Source organism: Bradyrhizobium sp. 154 (assembly GCF_023073875.1).
Taxonomy (GTDB): domain Bacteria; phylum Pseudomonadota; class Alphaproteobacteria; order Rhizobiales; family Xanthobacteraceae; genus Bradyrhizobium.
Window position 1 is genome coordinate 183,526 of the sequence record NZ_JADPKG010000044.1, and the last position, 15,476, is coordinate 199,001.

13 protein-coding genes and 1 pseudogene are annotated in these 15,476 nt (G+C 64.4%); 6 read left to right on the forward strand and 8 right to left on the reverse strand.

The features are described from left to right. Positions 1-3: 3 nt before the first annotated feature. A pseudogene (locus IVA92_RS10740) lies at positions 4-928 on the reverse strand (LysR family transcriptional regulator). Between the two features lie 92 nt (positions 929-1,020). On the opposite strand from IVA92_RS10740, the gene IVA92_RS10745 reads away from it, so the two are divergent. The 3 genes from IVA92_RS10745 (at position 1,021) to IVA92_RS10755 (ending at position 3,970) form a co-directional block, all read left to right on the forward strand. Continuing rightward, on the forward strand, positions 1,021-1,464 hold the full coding sequence (locus IVA92_RS10745; protein WP_247279639.1) for a nuclear transport factor 2 family protein: 444 nt from the start codon (positions 1,021-1,023) through the stop codon (positions 1,462-1,464). Between the two features lie 86 nt (positions 1,465-1,550). Continuing rightward, on the forward strand, positions 1,551-1,685 hold the full coding sequence (locus tag IVA92_RS10750; RefSeq protein WP_247279679.1) for a DUF1127 domain-containing protein: 135 nt from the start codon (positions 1,551-1,553) through the stop codon (positions 1,683-1,685). A 275-nt stretch (positions 1,686-1,960) separates the two neighbouring features. Continuing rightward, the gene (locus IVA92_RS10755) at positions 1,961-3,970 is read left to right on the forward strand and encodes a methyl-accepting chemotaxis protein (RefSeq protein WP_247279640.1); all 2,010 of its coding nucleotides are present in this window, start codon (positions 1,961-1,963) and stop codon (positions 3,968-3,970) included. Between the two features lie 58 nt (positions 3,971-4,028). Here IVA92_RS10755 and IVA92_RS10760 read toward each other — a convergent pair whose 3' ends face one another. The 3 genes from IVA92_RS10760 to IVA92_RS10770 form a co-directional block, all read right to left on the reverse strand. Then, complete coding sequence (locus IVA92_RS10760) at positions 4,029-4,709, reverse strand: glutathione S-transferase family protein (protein WP_247279641.1); 681 nt, start codon at positions 4,707-4,709, stop codon at positions 4,029-4,031. A 130-nt stretch (positions 4,710-4,839) separates the two neighbouring features. Beyond that, positions 4,840-5,166: a hypothetical protein gene (locus IVA92_RS10765; protein ID WP_247279642.1), complete on the reverse strand. Its 327-nt coding sequence runs from the start codon at positions 5,164-5,166 to the stop codon at positions 4,840-4,842. 190 nt (positions 5,167-5,356) lie between these two features. Continuing rightward, positions 5,357-6,487 (reverse strand): site-specific DNA-methyltransferase, encoded by a 1,131-nt coding sequence (locus tag IVA92_RS10770; RefSeq protein WP_275974795.1) that lies wholly within the window; start codon positions 6,485-6,487, stop codon positions 5,357-5,359. A gap of 418 nt (positions 6,488-6,905) precedes the next feature. On the opposite strand from IVA92_RS10770, the gene IVA92_RS10775 reads away from it, so the two are divergent. Further along, positions 6,906-7,844: a neutral zinc metallopeptidase gene (locus tag IVA92_RS10775; protein WP_247279644.1), complete on the forward strand. Its 939-nt coding sequence runs from the start codon at positions 6,906-6,908 to the stop codon at positions 7,842-7,844. Between the two features lie 107 nt (positions 7,845-7,951). Then, positions 7,952-8,515 (forward strand): molybdenum cofactor biosynthesis protein B, encoded by a 564-nt coding sequence (moaB, locus tag IVA92_RS10780; protein WP_247279645.1) that lies wholly within the window; start codon positions 7,952-7,954, stop codon positions 8,513-8,515. 188 nt (positions 8,516-8,703) lie between these two features. On the opposite strand, the gene IVA92_RS10785 is transcribed toward moaB, so the two are convergent. Then, entirely contained in the window at positions 8,704-9,633 is a 930-nt protein-coding gene (locus tag IVA92_RS10785) for a helix-turn-helix domain-containing GNAT family N-acetyltransferase (protein ID WP_247279646.1), read from the reverse strand. A gap of 62 nt (positions 9,634-9,695) precedes the next feature. Then, positions 9,696-10,271 carry a glycosyl transferase gene (locus IVA92_RS10790; RefSeq protein ID WP_247279647.1) on the reverse strand — a complete coding sequence of 192 codons (576 nt, stop codon included), beginning with the start codon at positions 10,269-10,271 and terminating at the stop codon, positions 9,696-9,698. A 321-nt stretch (positions 10,272-10,592) separates the two neighbouring features. On the opposite strand from IVA92_RS10790, the gene IVA92_RS10795 reads away from it, so the two are divergent. Next, positions 10,593-11,432: an RMD1 family protein gene (locus IVA92_RS10795; protein ID WP_247279648.1), complete on the forward strand. Its 840-nt coding sequence runs from the start codon at positions 10,593-10,595 to the stop codon at positions 11,430-11,432. Between the two features lie 263 nt (positions 11,433-11,695). On the opposite strand, the gene IVA92_RS10800 is transcribed toward IVA92_RS10795, so the two are convergent. Then, positions 11,696-12,892 (reverse strand): acetate/propionate family kinase, encoded by a 1,197-nt coding sequence (locus tag IVA92_RS10800; protein ID WP_247279649.1) that lies wholly within the window; start codon positions 12,890-12,892, stop codon positions 11,696-11,698. Positions 12,893-12,896: 4 nt separating this feature from the next. After that, a complete protein-coding gene (locus tag IVA92_RS10805; RefSeq protein ID WP_247279650.1) occupies positions 12,897-15,311 on the reverse strand; it encodes a phosphoketolase family protein in 2,415 nt (804 codons plus the stop codon). Positions 15,312-15,476 lie beyond the last annotated feature (165 nt).

A 15,476-nucleotide genomic window follows, 5' to 3' on the forward strand; every position in this document is an offset into this window, starting at 1 on the left:
ACCCTACGGGAGCTTGCGCTTGGCTTTCTCCAACTCCCGTCCGGTGTCCAGCATCAGCCGCCGCAGCCAGACCGATCCCGGGTCCATCTGCGCGCGGGTCGGATGGAACATGAACTGCTCGTCGATGCCGGGGTCGAGCGGCGGCGTCACCGTGACGAGGCCGAGCTGGCTCGACAGCGCCGCGATCAGCCGGCGCGGCACGAAGGCGACGAGGTCGGTGCGGGCGGCGACGTGCAGGGCTTCGAGGTATCCAGGCACGACCAGCGAGACGTGCCGCTCGATGCCTTTGCTGCGCAGCCAGGTATCGATCAGATCCTCGCTCTGGCCGCGGATGATCACGCCGACATGACGCGCAGCTAGGAACGCCGAGCGGCGCTTCAGCTTCGCCCCCATGGGATGGCCGCGCCGCACCGCCAGCGCATCGCTGTCGGTGTAAAGCAGCTGGCGGTGAAATCCCTTGAAGGCGTTGCCGATCGAGATCACGAGGTCGATGGTGCGGGCGAACTCGGCGTGGAAGATCGCAGGTCCCCGCCATGGCACGATTTCGATGCGGACATTGGGCGCAAGGCGCGTCACCTTCTCCATCAGCGGCGGCATCAACAGCTCGACCGCAAGGTCCGGCATCATCAGGCGAAATTGCCGTTCGCTACGCGCCGCGTCGAAGTCCTCAGGCACGAACAATCCACGCACCTGGTCGAGCGCGTGGGCCAGCGGTGCGCGGAGCGCCTCGGCCCGTAGTGTCAGCTCCATGCGCGCGCCGGTACGCACCAAAAGCGGATCGCCAAAGATGTCACGCAGGCGCTGGAGCGCATGGCTCGCCGCCGGTTGCGACAGGCCCGATCCGGAGTGCGGCGCGGCTGACATTGGCCTCGCGCAGCAATGCATCGAGAGCGGTCAGGAGGTTGAGGTCAAGCGAATTCAAATTCATGAGGTGAATAGATATCATATTAGCTATCGATTTGAAGAATTGTATTCGGCCGGCGATGATCTTCCCCGATGTCACCACAAGGAGATGCCGCCATGAGCGCGAGCGCTAACAAGAAACTGATGCAGGATATCTTTGCCGCCGCCGCCAACCCTGATCCCGCAGCGCGCGACCGCGCGCTGTTCGCCGCGAGCCTTGCCGACGACGCCAAATGGGTCGTGACCGGGCAATATTCCTGGTCGCGCACCTTCGCAGGCAAGGAGGCGATCCTCAACGATCTGCACGGCTATGTCCGCACCCGCCTGCGTGACCGCACGCGCACGGTCGCCCACCGCTTCATTGCCGATGGCGATATCGTCGTGGTGGAAGCCAAGGGCGACAACGTCACGCCCGAAGGTGTCCGTTACGACAACGACTATTGTCTCGTGTTTCGCCTGGAGGACGGCAAGATCAAGGAGATCCGGGAATATTGCGACTCAGTCCTGACCGAGAAGGCGCTCGGTCCTTTTCCCCAAGCGGGCATGAGGGCGGCGAGCTGAGTGGATTGAGCCGCGTCACCTCCGCCGGCCGATGTCGTCCGCCACAGCCGATAACGATCGTGCAGACCTGGCAGGCGCTGGTCGAAATGGCCCGCCTCAGGCGCGAGCGGTCTCAGGCACGATCTCAGCTCGCCGCCATGACCGAACGGGAGCTTCAGGACTGTGGGATAACCCGGGCAGAGATCGCCTACGAGCTGAAGAAGCCTGTCCGGCGGAAATAGAGAGAGCGCGTCCAGGGCATCCCATGCAGCGATCTGCAAGCCGGTGCGGGACGCACGCCAGAACCTTGCGCAACTGCCGACAAAATCGGCAGTTGCGTCGGCGTTGCCGCGGCTCGGCGTGAAAAATTGGAAGGTTCAATTAACGAGTGTCCCCCATTGTGTCGCGGTGCAGCGTGAGTCGCAAAGACGCGACGCGCGGCTGCCAGGGTGGCCGGTGACGATCGCCGGAATTGTTCGGCCGCTCGAAGTGAAATGCATCTGGGTGGACAGTGGGAATGCCGAAGTTTCGTTTGCGGATCAGGGGACGCCTGTACGCAGGCTTCATGGCCCTTGTGGCGGTCGGTCTGGTGATGGCGGTGGTCGCCGTCTGGAATTTGCGGGCGGTGCAGGATCAGGTCGCAAGACAATCCGCGCTCTCGGACAGCACGGCGCGGGTGCTGGAGATATCGGCCCATCTTCAGGCGATTCAGCGCGCCAATCTGCGTTACGTCTACGACGCCAACGAGCCGGCGATGAAGGAGGCGCAAGAGCGGGAGACCGCGGCGACCGAGCTGTTGCAGGTCGGGGCGAAGGGAACGCGCTCGGAGGAGCGGCGAGCGCTCTACAACGGCCTCATCGACGACATCGCCAAAATGCGACGGCTGCGTGACAATCTCGGAGACGCCGTCAACGAGGCAAGAACGGGCAAGGCGACGCTGCTGCCGAGCGGGGAGGAGCTGGCCGTCAAGATGGGCAAGCTGGTCGATGCGGCGCGCGCCTCGGCCGACGAGGACACCGCAGCGCTGGTCGCGGACCTCGAATCCAGAATCCTCCTTGTCCGGGTCGCAAACTGGCGTTTTCTGGCCGTGCGTGACGCGCAGGGGCCGGCGAATTTCAGGGCGAGCGTGGACAGGGCAGCGCAACGGCTCGCGGCGATCGAGAAAAGCCCACAGGCGACGGACTTGCGCGCCACGCTCGCGCCGGTGAAGACCTCGCTCGGAATCTACAAATCCGCGTTCGAGACGACATCGGCCGCGATGCTTCAGGCCGACGAGATCTATCACAAGAATCTCGCGCCCCTCATCGTCGATAGTATCGCCAGGCTCAAGGCCGCGGAAGCGACGCTGAAGAAAGACTATCAGGAATCGCGTAACCATGCCGAAGCTGTGATCGCCGGCACGACGACCATTCAGGAGATCGCCGGCGGCCTCGCCATCCTGTTCGGCGGCATCGTCGCCTTCCTGATCGCCCGCAGCATCGTCGGGCCCCTCACCTCGATGACGCGCGCGATGGGGCGGCTGGCCGGCGGCAATCTCGATGTCGACATTCCCGGGAGCGGCAAGGCGGACGAGATCGGCGACATGGCCAAAGCGATCCAGGTATTCAAGGACAACATGATCGACACCGAGCGCATGCGCGCAGAGCAGGCCGAACTCGAGGCGCGGCAGGCCGAAAACCGCAAGAAAGACATGGTCAGGCTTGCCGACCAGTTCGAGCGGGCCGTCGGCGAGATCGTCAACACAGTGTCATCGGCGTCGAACGAGCTGGAAGCGTCCGCCGGCACGCTGACCACGACCGCCTCGCGCGCCCAGGATCTGTCGACTGAAGTGGCGTCCGCATCGCAGGAAGCCACCGCCAACGTGCAGGCGGTCGCCTCCGCCACCGAGGAGCTGTCCTCGTCGGTCAGCGAGATCGCCCGCCAGGTGCAGGAATCCGCCCGCATCGCGGGTGAGGCCGTGGGTCAGGCGAGCAGGACCAATGACCGTGTCGGCGAGCTCTCCAAGGCGGCCGCTCGGATCGGCGATGTCGTCGAGCTGATCAGCACGATCGCCGGGCAAACCAATCTCCTCGCACTCAACGCCACCATAGAGGCTGCGCGCGCGGGCGAGGCCGGCCGCGGCTTTGCCGTCGTCGCGTCCGAGGTCAAGGCGCTCGCGGAGCAGACGGCGAGGGCGACCGGCGAGATCGGCCAGCAGATTGCCAACATCCAGGGCGCTACCGAGCAATCGGTCGGCGCCATCAGGGAGATCAGCGGCACCATCGAGCGGCTGTCGGAGATTTCCTCGGCGGTCGCCGCCGCCGTGGAAGAGCAGGGCGCCGCCACGCAGGAAATCTCCCGCAACGTGCAGCAGGCCGCGCACGGGACCCAGCGCGTCTCGACCAATATCGGCGACGTGCAGCGCGGGGCGTCCGAGACCGGTTCGGCCTCCTCGCAGGTGCTCTCGGCGGCGCGCTCGCTATCGGCGGACAGCAACCGCTTGAAGGTCGAGGTCGCCAGGTTCCTGAACTCGGTCCACGCCGCCTGAGTCGCAAAAGCACGAGGCCACGCGCATGCGCGTGGCCTCATGGACCGGCGCGGCGCGATCAGGCCACTTTCGCCGTCATGTGCTTGAACATGTTGGCGCGGGCCTCGTCGTCCATCTCGGCCTTGAAGGTGAACTTGTCCTTCAACGCGATGGCACGCGCAGCCGCGGGGCGCGCTGAGATCTCGTCCACCAGCCGCTTCACATTCGGGTATCGCGCAAAGGCGTCGTCGCCAAGCTTGAACGGCACCATCCGCGCCCAGCCCCACAGCGCCATGTCGACGATCGAATAGTCGTCGCCGGCCATGTAGCGACGGTCTTTGAGGTGAGCGTCGACAACCCTGTAGTGGCGATCGGTCTCATACTGGTAGCGGTTGTGGGCGTAGTCGTGGTTCTGGTCCTTCGGCGCAAAATGCTTGAAGTGCACGGCCTGGCCCGAATAGGGGCCGACACCGGTTGCCACGAACATCAGCCAGGACAGGAGTTCGGCGCGATTGGCGGGCAGGAATTTGCCGGTCTTCTCGGCGAGATAGAGCAGGATGGCGTTGCTGTCGAAAACGATGGTGCCGCCGTCGTCGATCGCCGGCACCTTGGCATTCGGATTGATCTTGAGAAATTCCGGCGTGAATTGCTCGCCCTTGCGGGTGTCGATCGCGATGGGCTCGAACGGCAGTCCGGCCTCCTCGAGGAACAGCGCGACCTTGGTCGGGTTCGGCGATCCGTTGAAGTAGAATTTGAGCATCGATCATCTCCCCAGGGGTTCGTTGCCGAGAGCGGCGCCGCATCATTGCCGCGAGGCCGCTTTGTCTGACCCGAACCATGCGGATGCGCAACCGGCGAGTTTGCCGGGCGGTATCTGCGCGCGGCGCAGATCAGCCGGCGCAGACCAGCCCGATCGCCGCCGTAATGACCATCGCCGCGCCGACCGCTTCCAGGCGCAGCCCGAGCTTGGTCGCGAGATGCATGTCGGAGGCCCGCGCCTTGCGCTCCGATCCGCGCGCGTAGCCGTGCACGATGACATCGTGGTTGAAGTTGTCGTGGGCCTCGTTGCTGCTGGCAAGCCCGACGCAGACCACGAGCACTCCGAACAAGGCGAGGCCGAAAAATCCCAACAGTGCGATCAGGAACATCGGAAACATGCCGAGCAGGAAGATCGGCAGCAGCGGCACCAGCAGCAATGTCTCGGACTGTCGTCGCATGGGATCCGGACCAGGACGGGGTGCGATGTGCTGATCCTAGTCCTGACAGCGGGCGCGTTCAACTACGCTCGTCATGCCGAGGGGCGCGAAGCGCGGGCCGGGAATCCATCGTACAACGGGGGCACGGGGGCCAATGGATTCCGGGTTCGCGCCAAGAGGCGCGCCCCGGAATGACCATCGAGAGGGGAAACTACTCCGCCGCCATGCCGGCGCGGATCTCGGCGCGGAGCTCGTCGATCAGCTTGAGGCCCTTCTTGGTCTCGACGTGCCAGAAAGTCCAGCCGTTGCACGCGGCCGAGCCTTGCGCCACGGCGCCGATGCGGTGGATCGAGCCGACCTTGTCCCCTAACATGATGGCGCCGTCGGCGCGCACGAGAGCGCCGAGCTTCTTCTTGGCGTCGAACAGCTTCGTGCCGGGCATGATCATGCCGCGCTCGATCAGCTCGGAGAACGCCACCCGCGGCGCTTCGCGCGCGGTCATGAACGGGGCCAGGCTCTCTTCCGGCAGCGGCTCGACGGCCGCGATGCGGGCTTCGGCCGCCTTCGCATAGGTCTTGTCGCGTTCGAACCCGATATAGGAGCGGCCGAGACGTTTTGCGACCGCGCCGGTGGTGCCGGTGCCGTTGAAGGGATCGATCACGAGATCGCCGGGCCTGGAGGAGGACAGCAGCACACGCGCGAGCAGGCCTTCCGGCTTCTGCGTCGGATGAACTTTCTTGCCGTCGGCGCCCTTGAGGCGCTCCTCGCCGGTGCAGAGCGGAATCAGCCAGTCGGAACGCGCCTGCACGTCCTCGTTCGCAGCTTTCAGGGCCTCGTAGTTGAACGTGTAGCCCTTGGCCTTCTCGTCGCGCGCGGCCCAGATCATGGTCTCGTGCGCGTTGGTGAAACGGCGGCCGCGGAAATTCGGCATCGGGTTGGTCTTGCGCCAGACGATGTCGTTGAGGAGCCAGAAGCCGAGATCCTGCATGATGGCGCCGACGCGGAAGATGTTGTGGTAGGAGCCGATCACCCAGATTGTCGCCGACGGCTTCATCGCGCGGCGGGCGGCAAGCAGCCAGGCGCGGGTGAAATCGTCATAGGCGGAGAACGAATCGAACTTGTCCCAGTCGTCGTCGACGGCATCGACATGGGATTCGTCAGGGCGCTTGAGATCGCCCTTAAGTTGAAGATTGTAGGGCGGATCGGCAAACACGAGGTCGACCGAACCGGCCTGAAGCTTCGACATCTCGGCGACGCAATCACCGAGGATGATACGATGCGAAGGGGACTCAAAATTTGTGCGGGGCGCCCTTGCAGACGCCCCGCGACGCGACTCTACCATGACTCAAGAACTCTGACTCAGGCGACGCTGTCGGCGACGCGGGACCAAACAACCGACTGACCGTTACATTGAAGCGGCAAAGTAAAAATCGACTTAACCCGCCGCTTTCGTGAGCAGCCTCCGCATCGCCAATTGTGTGCGGGACGTCGCGCGCATTCCCCCTGTTTTACAGTGCAATTCGCGCTTCTTCGCGTCGCGGAAGCAGTCGAGGCTCCAGGAAGGCGCCAAATTTCTCTCGGAAAAAGTTGCTCGAGCCTCGGAAAAAATTGCTGGCATCGGCATGGTGTCGCACTAGGCAATTTTTGCCGGCCACGATATTGATAAAAGCAACGGAAATTTTACGTGTGTGGCGCGTTGAGCTTCAGTGGTCATGCGCGCCGCCGAACTCGAATCAGGGACCCCCAGGGGAAAAGCCGCCATGCGTTACGACGACTTCCGCCGCAGCGACGACATCGAGGATCGTCGCGACGAGGGTGGTGGGTTTGGCGGCGGAGGAGGCGGGTTCGGGCTGCCGATGGGCGGCGGCGGGCTCGGTATCGGTACCATCATCATCCTCGGCTTGGTCGGCTATGCCTTCGGCATCGACCCGCGCATCCTGATCGGCGGCGCCGAGATCCTCACCGGCGGCGGCCATGCACCGACCTACCAGACCGACCGCCAGGCGTCCTCCGGCAAGCGCGGCGCGCCGACCGACGAGATGGGCAGCATGATCTCCGGCATCCTCGGCGAGATCGACGATCGCTGGAGCGAGATCTTCCAGGCCTCCGGCCAGTCCTACACCGGCCCGAAGATCGTGCTGTTCCGCAATGCCACCAATGGCGGCCGCTGCGGCATGGCGCAATCGGCGATGGGGCCGTTCTATTGCCCGCCGGATCGCACCATCTTCCTCGACACCGGCTTCTTCCGCGAGGTCGAGACGCGCTTCCGCGGCTGCTCCGGCAAGTCCGCCTGTAACTTCACCACCGCCTACATCATCGCGCACGAGGCCGGCCATCACATCCAGAACCTGCTCGGCATCATCCCGCGCGTGACGCGGCTGCAGCAGCAGGCCGGCAGCAAGGCCGAGGCGAATGCGCTTCAGGTGAAGGTGGAATTGCAGGCCGACTGCCTGTCCGGCGTCTGGGTCAACCGCGAGGCCAAGAAGCGTCCGAACTTCCTCGAGCCCGGCGACATCGACGCCGCGCTGACCACGGCAAGCGCGATCGGCGACGATACGCTGCAGCGCCAGGCGACGGGCCGCGTCGTGCCAGATTCCTTCACCCACGGCTCGGCGGCGCAACGCAAGCAATGGTTCATGACCGGCTACCAGCAGGGCACGGTGCAGGCCTGCAACACGTTCGGTGCCGGCGCGTTGTAAGCCGTCATTCCGGGGCGCGCGTAGCGCGAACCCGGAATCCAGAAGTTGCGGCGCGAGGTTCCGGGTTCTCGCTCCGCGAGCCCCGGAACGACGAGCGAGAGTGAAGAATGGCCTCCATCGACGAAACAAAACAGTTCATCCCGCTCAACATCGCGGTGCTCACCGTGTCCGACACGCGCGCCCTCGCCGACGACAAGTCGGGCCAGACGCTCGCCGAGCGCCTTACCGCCGCCGGCCATCAGCTCGCCGCGCGCGAGATCGTCACCGACGACATCGAGGCGATCCGCAGCGTGGTCCGCGGCTGGATTGCGGATGCCGGCATAGACGTCGTCATCACCACCGGCGGCACCGGATTCACCGGGCGCGACGTCACGCCGGAGGCGATCGAGCCGTTGTTCGAGAAGCGCATGGACGGCTTCTCGATCGCATTCCACATGCTGAGCCATGCCAAGATCGGTGCGTCGACGATCCAGAGCCGCGCTACTGCGGGCGTTGCGGGGGCGACCTACATCTTCTGCCTGCCCGGCTCCCCCGGCGCCTGCCGAGACGGCTGGGACGGCATCCTTGCCGCGCAGCTCGACTACCGCACGCGTCCCTGCAATTTCGTTGAGATCATGCCGCGGTTGGACGAGCACTTGCGCCGGCCGAAAGCGCAGGGAGCGACGGTGTAGCCATACTTTCTTCCCTTCTCCCCTTGTGGGAGAAGGTGGCGCGAAGCGCCGGATGAGGGGTATCTTTCCGCACGGCGTGCCCAGAGAGATACCCCTCACCCAAGCGAGCCCGTGTCTGACAGTTGACATGCCCTCTCCCGCAAGGGGCGAGGGCATCATTTATGCGCACCTCGCTTGCTGCAAGAGCGTTATAGATCCAGCTCCCACGTCTCGCCGACCAGATCGGCACCGAAGCTGTGGTGCTTCTCTTCCTTCACGAGCTTGAAGCCTGCACTTTGATAGATGCTCCGCGCGGCCACGAGGATGCTCTGCGTCCACAGTGTCATCTTGCTATAGCCCCTCTCGCGCGCGCCTTGGATGCATTGTTCGACCAGCGCGCGGCCGACGCCGAGCCCTCGCGCCTTCTTCTCCACCTGCAACAGGCGCAGCTTGGCGATCTCATCGGTGGCCTTGACCAGAAAGATCGAGCCGACCGGCTCGCCACCCACCTCCGCGATCCAGCAGTGCTCGCGCGCGGCGTCGTAGTTCTTGATGAACTCTGCGCAGATCTCGGCGACCAGCGCCTCGTAGCTGATGTCCCAATTATAGTCCGCGGCATAGGCGGCGGCCTGCCGGGAGATGACCCAGCCCATGTCACCGACGCGATGGCTGCGCAGCATGAAAGGCGCGGGCTGGCTTCGACGTTGCTCCAGCACGGCCTCAATGGTCGCCATGGCCTGCGTAAGACGCGCTGCATCGCTGGCCGAAACCTGAGCCAGCATTGCGGCGACCTCATTTTGCGAGCTCAGGTTCAGCTTGGCGAAGGCCTGGCGCCCTTTGGCGGTGAGGCTGAGCTGGTATTGCCTGCGATCTGCGGGCAGGGGCTTTCGCGTGATCAGCCCCTTTTCGTCGAAGCTTTGTATGATGCGGCTGAGATAGCCGGGATCGAGACCAAGCTCGTTTCCGATCTCTTTGGCCGCCAGGTCGTCGCGATGCGCGAGTTCATAGAGTACCCGGGCCTCGCTGAGCGAAAATGGGCTTTTTCCAAGGTGCTGGTCGAGCACACCAAGCTTGCGGGTATAGAAGCGGTTGAAGGCGCGGACCGCTGCAATGTGGTCGTCGGTAGCGGCAATTGACATGGGTCACCTCGATACTTGCCATTGTCAAACAATTGTTTGACTTTGACAAGTATCGGGTGGCTTCAGCCGACCATGACGATCCGGCTGCGCAGCATGGTCCGGGACGAGCGGCCGAGCCGCCGGAGTAGCCGTGCCTCGGAACGGCGGGCCTGCGGCGAGTAGCCGCCGATCCGGTCGTAGTGATCACGTGCGATCAAAAGCCCCTGATCGCCGAGCGGCCCGACGAGCTTGCGCGCCACGGCGCGGAAAATGTCGCGGAGCCCGGTATCGGCGTAGGGCGAGCGCGCATAGCGAAACACCGCCGCGCGATCGCGGCCGCTGCTCGAGACGGCCTGGATGAACTGGGTGGTCTCCTCGATCCAGCCGGTTTCCAGCACCGCGCCGGCGGGGAGGAACATCAGCCATGGCGACCGGGCCTGGAGGGCGCCGGCGGCGCGCGCGGCGCCTTGCGAAGATCCCTCGAAGCCGATGAAGCGGCAACCTGCGACATCGGCGACGCGCTCGATGACACCGTTGCCGGTGCCATCGACCAGGAGCACTTCCCGGATGACGCCGGCCGCGGCGCCGGGGACGAGCGCGGCCAGCGTTGCGACTGCCGTCTGCTCGACGCCTTCGGTCGGAATGATGACGCTCAGCATGATTGAAGCTTTAATATCTGCACTTCGGAAGAAGCGTAGCTGTTCATGATGTTGTCATAAACACGTGGCGTTGCCGAGTGCAACTTTTCGGCGGGTTTCGGCATGCAATGGTAAACCCGCCACCGCCCAAATGTGTCGCGTGCGGGATGGTATTATTGTTGAATGTTTCGGCACAAGCTCATCCGGGCCGTATTAACCCGGAGCGATATTGCGCCGCGCAGGGCAGTTCGCAATCGTCCAGTTGAGGATCGGCTGCAACCAGCCGCCGAACGGGAAAGATGTGCGACTTGGGTGCCGATTGGGTGCTGACGGAGGCTTCGCATGAACGCCGATCAACTCGCTGTCAACACGACGGCAGCAACGCCGAAGCAGGACGCCGCGCCGACCCTGCGGGTTCGCGCCCTGATGCTGGGCGACCGCATCAATGCCTCCGGCCTCGAGATCGGCACACTGGTGTCCTCGACGCCGGCCGCCTTTCGCGTCCATGCCGGGCTTGTCGTGATCTTCCGCTATGGCGTCGTGGTGCTGATCGGACTTCTGCCCTCCGAGGAGAAGGTGCTGATCGACAGCCTGAAGCCGCGGGTGATCGGCGAGTTCAGTCCGTATGAGGAAGAGACCGCGCAGGCGCAGCTCTGCAAGGACGAAAATGCCGAGGCGATCCAGCCCGGCGGACCGATTTGCCTCGCCAAATTTTCCGACGACCGGCTACTCCTGATCGCGGATGCGCTCGCCAAGAGCACGTCGCTGGCCCGCGACGAGCGGCGCGTCGCCGCGGTCTTCGACGTGATCGAGCCGTTTGCGCGGGAGCTCGCCGAGCGCGGCCGTACACCGCGCCGGCGCAAAGGTATATTGCGGCTGATCGGCAACGCGCTTCTCGTCCAGCAGCGTGTCGCGGGCCGTGTTGCCGTCGCCGAAAAACCCGACGTGCTCTGGGAGAAGCCCGAGCTCGACCGGCTCTATGCCCGTCTTGAGGACGAGTATGAGCTGAAGGAGCGCCTCGACACACTCGAGCGCAAGCTCACGGCGGTGTCGGAGACCGCCAACGCGCTGACCGACATCATCGACACCCAGCGCTCGCTCCGCCTCGAAATTGCGGTGGTGGTGCTGATCGTGATCGAGGTCGCGATCGGGTGCTTCCAGATCTGGTCGGGGACGCATTAGAAATGAGAGCGAGATGCGCGTGACTGCGCCCTCTCATCTTGTGAGAGAGGGCAGCGCCGCTGGTCGGCACAGCTCACTTGCAAGCTCACTTGCAAACTCACTTGGGTGAGGGGTTCTCCCCACGCTCGCCGGTGCGTTGTGATGCGCTGCTTTACCGCATTCTTCGTCATTGCGAGCGAAGCGAAGCAATCCAGTGTCCCGCCGAAGAGCCAGTCTGGATTGCTTCGCTTCGCTCGCAACGACGGATTGACGGTCATCAAGGGCTAATCCGATGCGCCCTCTATTATCTGCAGCGCCGCCGCACAATGCCGCGCGATCGTGAGTTCCTCATTCGTTGGAATGATGAACACCTCAATAGCGCTATCGCCCCGGCTGATGCGCTCGCGCGCGGCATCATTCGCACCGGCATCGATCCGCATGCCGAGCCAGGCGAGGCGTTCACCAATTGCGAACCGGATTTCCTTCGCATGCTCGCCGATGCCGCCGGTGAAGATCAGGCAGTCCAACCCTCCAAGCGTAGTCGCCAGCATGACGATCTGCTGCGTCGCGCGGAGCACGAAGAGATCGACCGCCTCCCGCGCCGCGGCCTCGCTGCTCGCGAGCAGCGTGCGCATGTCCGCGGAGATGCCGGAGACGCCGAGCAGGCCTGACTCATGATAGAGCAAATGCTGAAGGTCGTCGGCCGGCATGTTCTCGTGCTGTTGCAGATAGAGCAGCACGCCGGGATCGATCGTGCCGCAGCGCGTGCCCATCACGAGGCCGTCGAGCGGCGTCAGCCCCATCGTGGTGTCGATGCTGCGGCCCTCGTGCAGCGCGCACAGGCTCGCGCCATTGCCGAGATGGGCGATGACGGTGCGCTTTGCGATGAGCTGCGGCGCGATTGCCGCGAGGCGGCCCGCGACATATTCGAAGGAGAGGCCGTGAAACCCGTAGCGCCGCACGCCGCGCTCCTCATAGCGCCTCGGAATGGCGAAGCGGCGCGCGGGCGGCGACAGGCTGTGGTGGAAGGCGGTATCGAAACAGGCGATCTGCGTCAGACCGGGGCGGGTCGCCTGGATGATGCGGATCGGCTCCAGGCAACGCGGCTGGTGCAGCGGGGCCAGCGGGGTCAGCGCCTCCAGCTTGGCATAGACGTCGTCCGTCAGCGCGACGGGTCCGGAGTAGTCCGGCCCGCCGTGGACGATGCGGTGGCCGATGGCGCGCAGGCGATGCTCGCCGAAATGCTGGTCTACGAAGGTCAGCACGTCGGCGAACAGATGACCGCTGTCCGTATCCGACGCGTCCCTTCGCGTCTCGAACAGCTTCTCGCCCGCCGGGCGCTTCACCACGAGGCGGGGCGTTGCTTCGTGCTCGTCGAGCAAGCCGTTGCAGAGCAGGCCGGGGCCGGACGCCGCCAACTCGAACAGCCCGAACTTGATGCTCGACGATCCGGAGTTGAGCACAAGGACAGTGTCCGACATGGCTTCAGTCGCCGGCTTCGGCTGGCGTGTTGCCGCCGGCGCTGTTCGGCCAGACCCAGTCGCGGACCTCAGGCATGTCCTCGCCATGCTCGCGGACGTAGCGGGAATGTTCGATCAGCTTGTCGCGGAACTGTTGCTTGACCTGCGCAGCCCTGGTCGCAAGCCCCGGCACGCGCTCGATCGCCTCGATCGCGAGATGGTAGCGGTCGAGCCCGTTGAGCACGACCATGTCGAACGGCGTCGTCGTGGTGCCTTCCTCGGCAAATCCGCGCACATGCATGCCGGTATGATTGGTGCGGTTATAAGTCAGCCGGTGAATGAGATAAGGATAGCCGTGATAGGCGAAGATCACCGGCTTGTCCGATGTGAACAGGCTGTCGAAGTCGCGGTCGGAGAGGCCGTGCGGATGCTGCGCCCGAGGTTGCAGCGTCATGAGGTCGACGACGTTGACGACGCGGATCTTCAATTCGGGCAGCGCCTTGCGCAGCAGGTCGACGGCGGCGAGCGTCTCCAGTGTCGGCACGTCGCCGGCGCAGGCCATCACGACGTCGGGCTCTGCGTTTGCCTCCTCCGTGCCCGCCCAGGTCCAGATGCCGATGCCGGCGTCGCAATGCGTAGCCGCCTCCTGCATCGACAGCCATTGCGGCGCCGGCTGCTTGCCCGCGACGATGACGTTGATGCGGTTGTAGGTGCGCAGGCAATGATCGACGATCCACAACAGCGTGTTGGTATCAGGCGGGAAATAGATGCGGACGATGTCAGCCTTCTTGTTGGCGACGAGATCGACGAAACCAGGATCCTGATGGCTGAAGCCGTTGTGGTCCTGGCGCCAGACATGCGAGGTCAAGAGATAGTTGAGCGAGGCGATCGGGCGGCGCCATGGCAGATCGCGCGTCACCTTCAGCCATTTGGCGTGCTGGTTGAACATGGAATCGACGATGTGGATGAAGGCCTCGTAGCAGGAGAAGAAGCCGTGCCTGCCGGTGAGCAGATAGCCTTCGAGCCAGCCTTGACAGAGATGCTCGCTCAGGACCTCCATGACGCGGCCGTCCTGCGCGAGATGCACGTCGTAAGATTCGGTTGGCTCCATCCAGACGCGTTCGGTTGCCTCGAACACCGCGTCTAACCGGTTTGATGCCGTCTCGTCCGGGCCCATGATGCGGAAATTGCGCGCCTCGGCGTTGAGGCGAACGACGTCGCGCAGGAATTTGCCGAGCTCGCGTGTGGCTTCCGCCACGACACCGCCGGGCTGCGGTACCTCGACAGCGAAGCTGCGGAAGTCCGGCAGCTTCAGCTCCTTCTTCAACAGTCCGCCATTGGCATGCGGATTGGTCCCCATTCGCCGCTGGCCTTCGGGCGCGAGCGCCTGAAGCTCGGGAATCAGCGCCCCGCTGGGGTCGAACAACTTGTCCGGCTCATAGCTGCGCATCCAGTCTTCGAGCACCTTCAGATGCGCCGGATTCTCGCGGCAACTCGCAACGGGCACCTGATGCGCGCGCCAAAAACCTTCGACCTTCTTGCCGTCAACCTCCTTCGGGCCGGTCCAGCCCTTGGGGCTGCGCAGCACGATCATCGGCCAGCGCGGTCGCTCGACGCTTTTGCGCCCATCGCGGGCGTGCTGCTGGATCGAGCGGATGCTGACGAGCGCGACGTCGAGCGCATCCGCCATGGCCTGGTGCATCAATTTGGGATCGTCGCCTTCGACGAACAGCGGCTCATGGCCGAGCCCGCGGAAGAGGTCGCGGATCTCTTCGTTGCGCATCCGCCCGAGCACGGTGGGGTTGGCGATCTTGTAGCCGTTGAGGTGCAGGATCGGCAGCACCGCGCCGTCATGGGCCGGGTTCAAGAACTTGTTCGAGTGCCACGACGCCGCCAGCGGGCCGGTTTCGGCCTCGCCGTCGCCGACGACGCAGGCGACGATGAGGTCGGGATTGTCGAATGCCGCGCCATAGGCGTGCACCAGCGCATAGCCGAGCTCGCCGCCCTCGTGGATCGAGCCCGGCGTTTCCGGCGCCGCGTGGCTCGGAATGCCGCCGGGGAAGGAGAACTGCCTGAACAGCTTGCGCAATCCCTCAGTATCGCGCGCGATGTCGGGATAGATCTCGCTGTAGCTGCCTTCCAGATAGGTGTTGGCAACCATGCCCGGGCCGCCATGGCCGGGACCGCAGACGTAGATCACGTTGAGGTCGAGCGCACGGATGACGCGGTTGAGGTGAGCATAGATGAAGTTCAGGCCGGGCGTCGTGCCCCAATGGCCGAGCAGGCGCGGCTTGATGTGCTCGGGCCGTAGCGGTTCGCGCAACAGCGGATTGTCGAGGAGATAGATTTGCCCGACCGAGAGATAGTTGGCGGCACGCCAGTAGCGATCGAGGAGATCGAGTTCGCTGCTCGCGGCGCGCAATTGTCGTTGATTTGTCATGTTCTTGCCGACCTTCACCCAGCGATCGTCATCAACATTGTTCCGGCGCGATTGATCCCTTCGCCATGAAACGGGATCGCCGCCCCGCCGGTGTTGCGTGAGGTCAAGGGCGCGCGCCCGAAGTTTGGGCAGCGCTACTGTGCATGGGGTTGTTTCCGCGTTTTT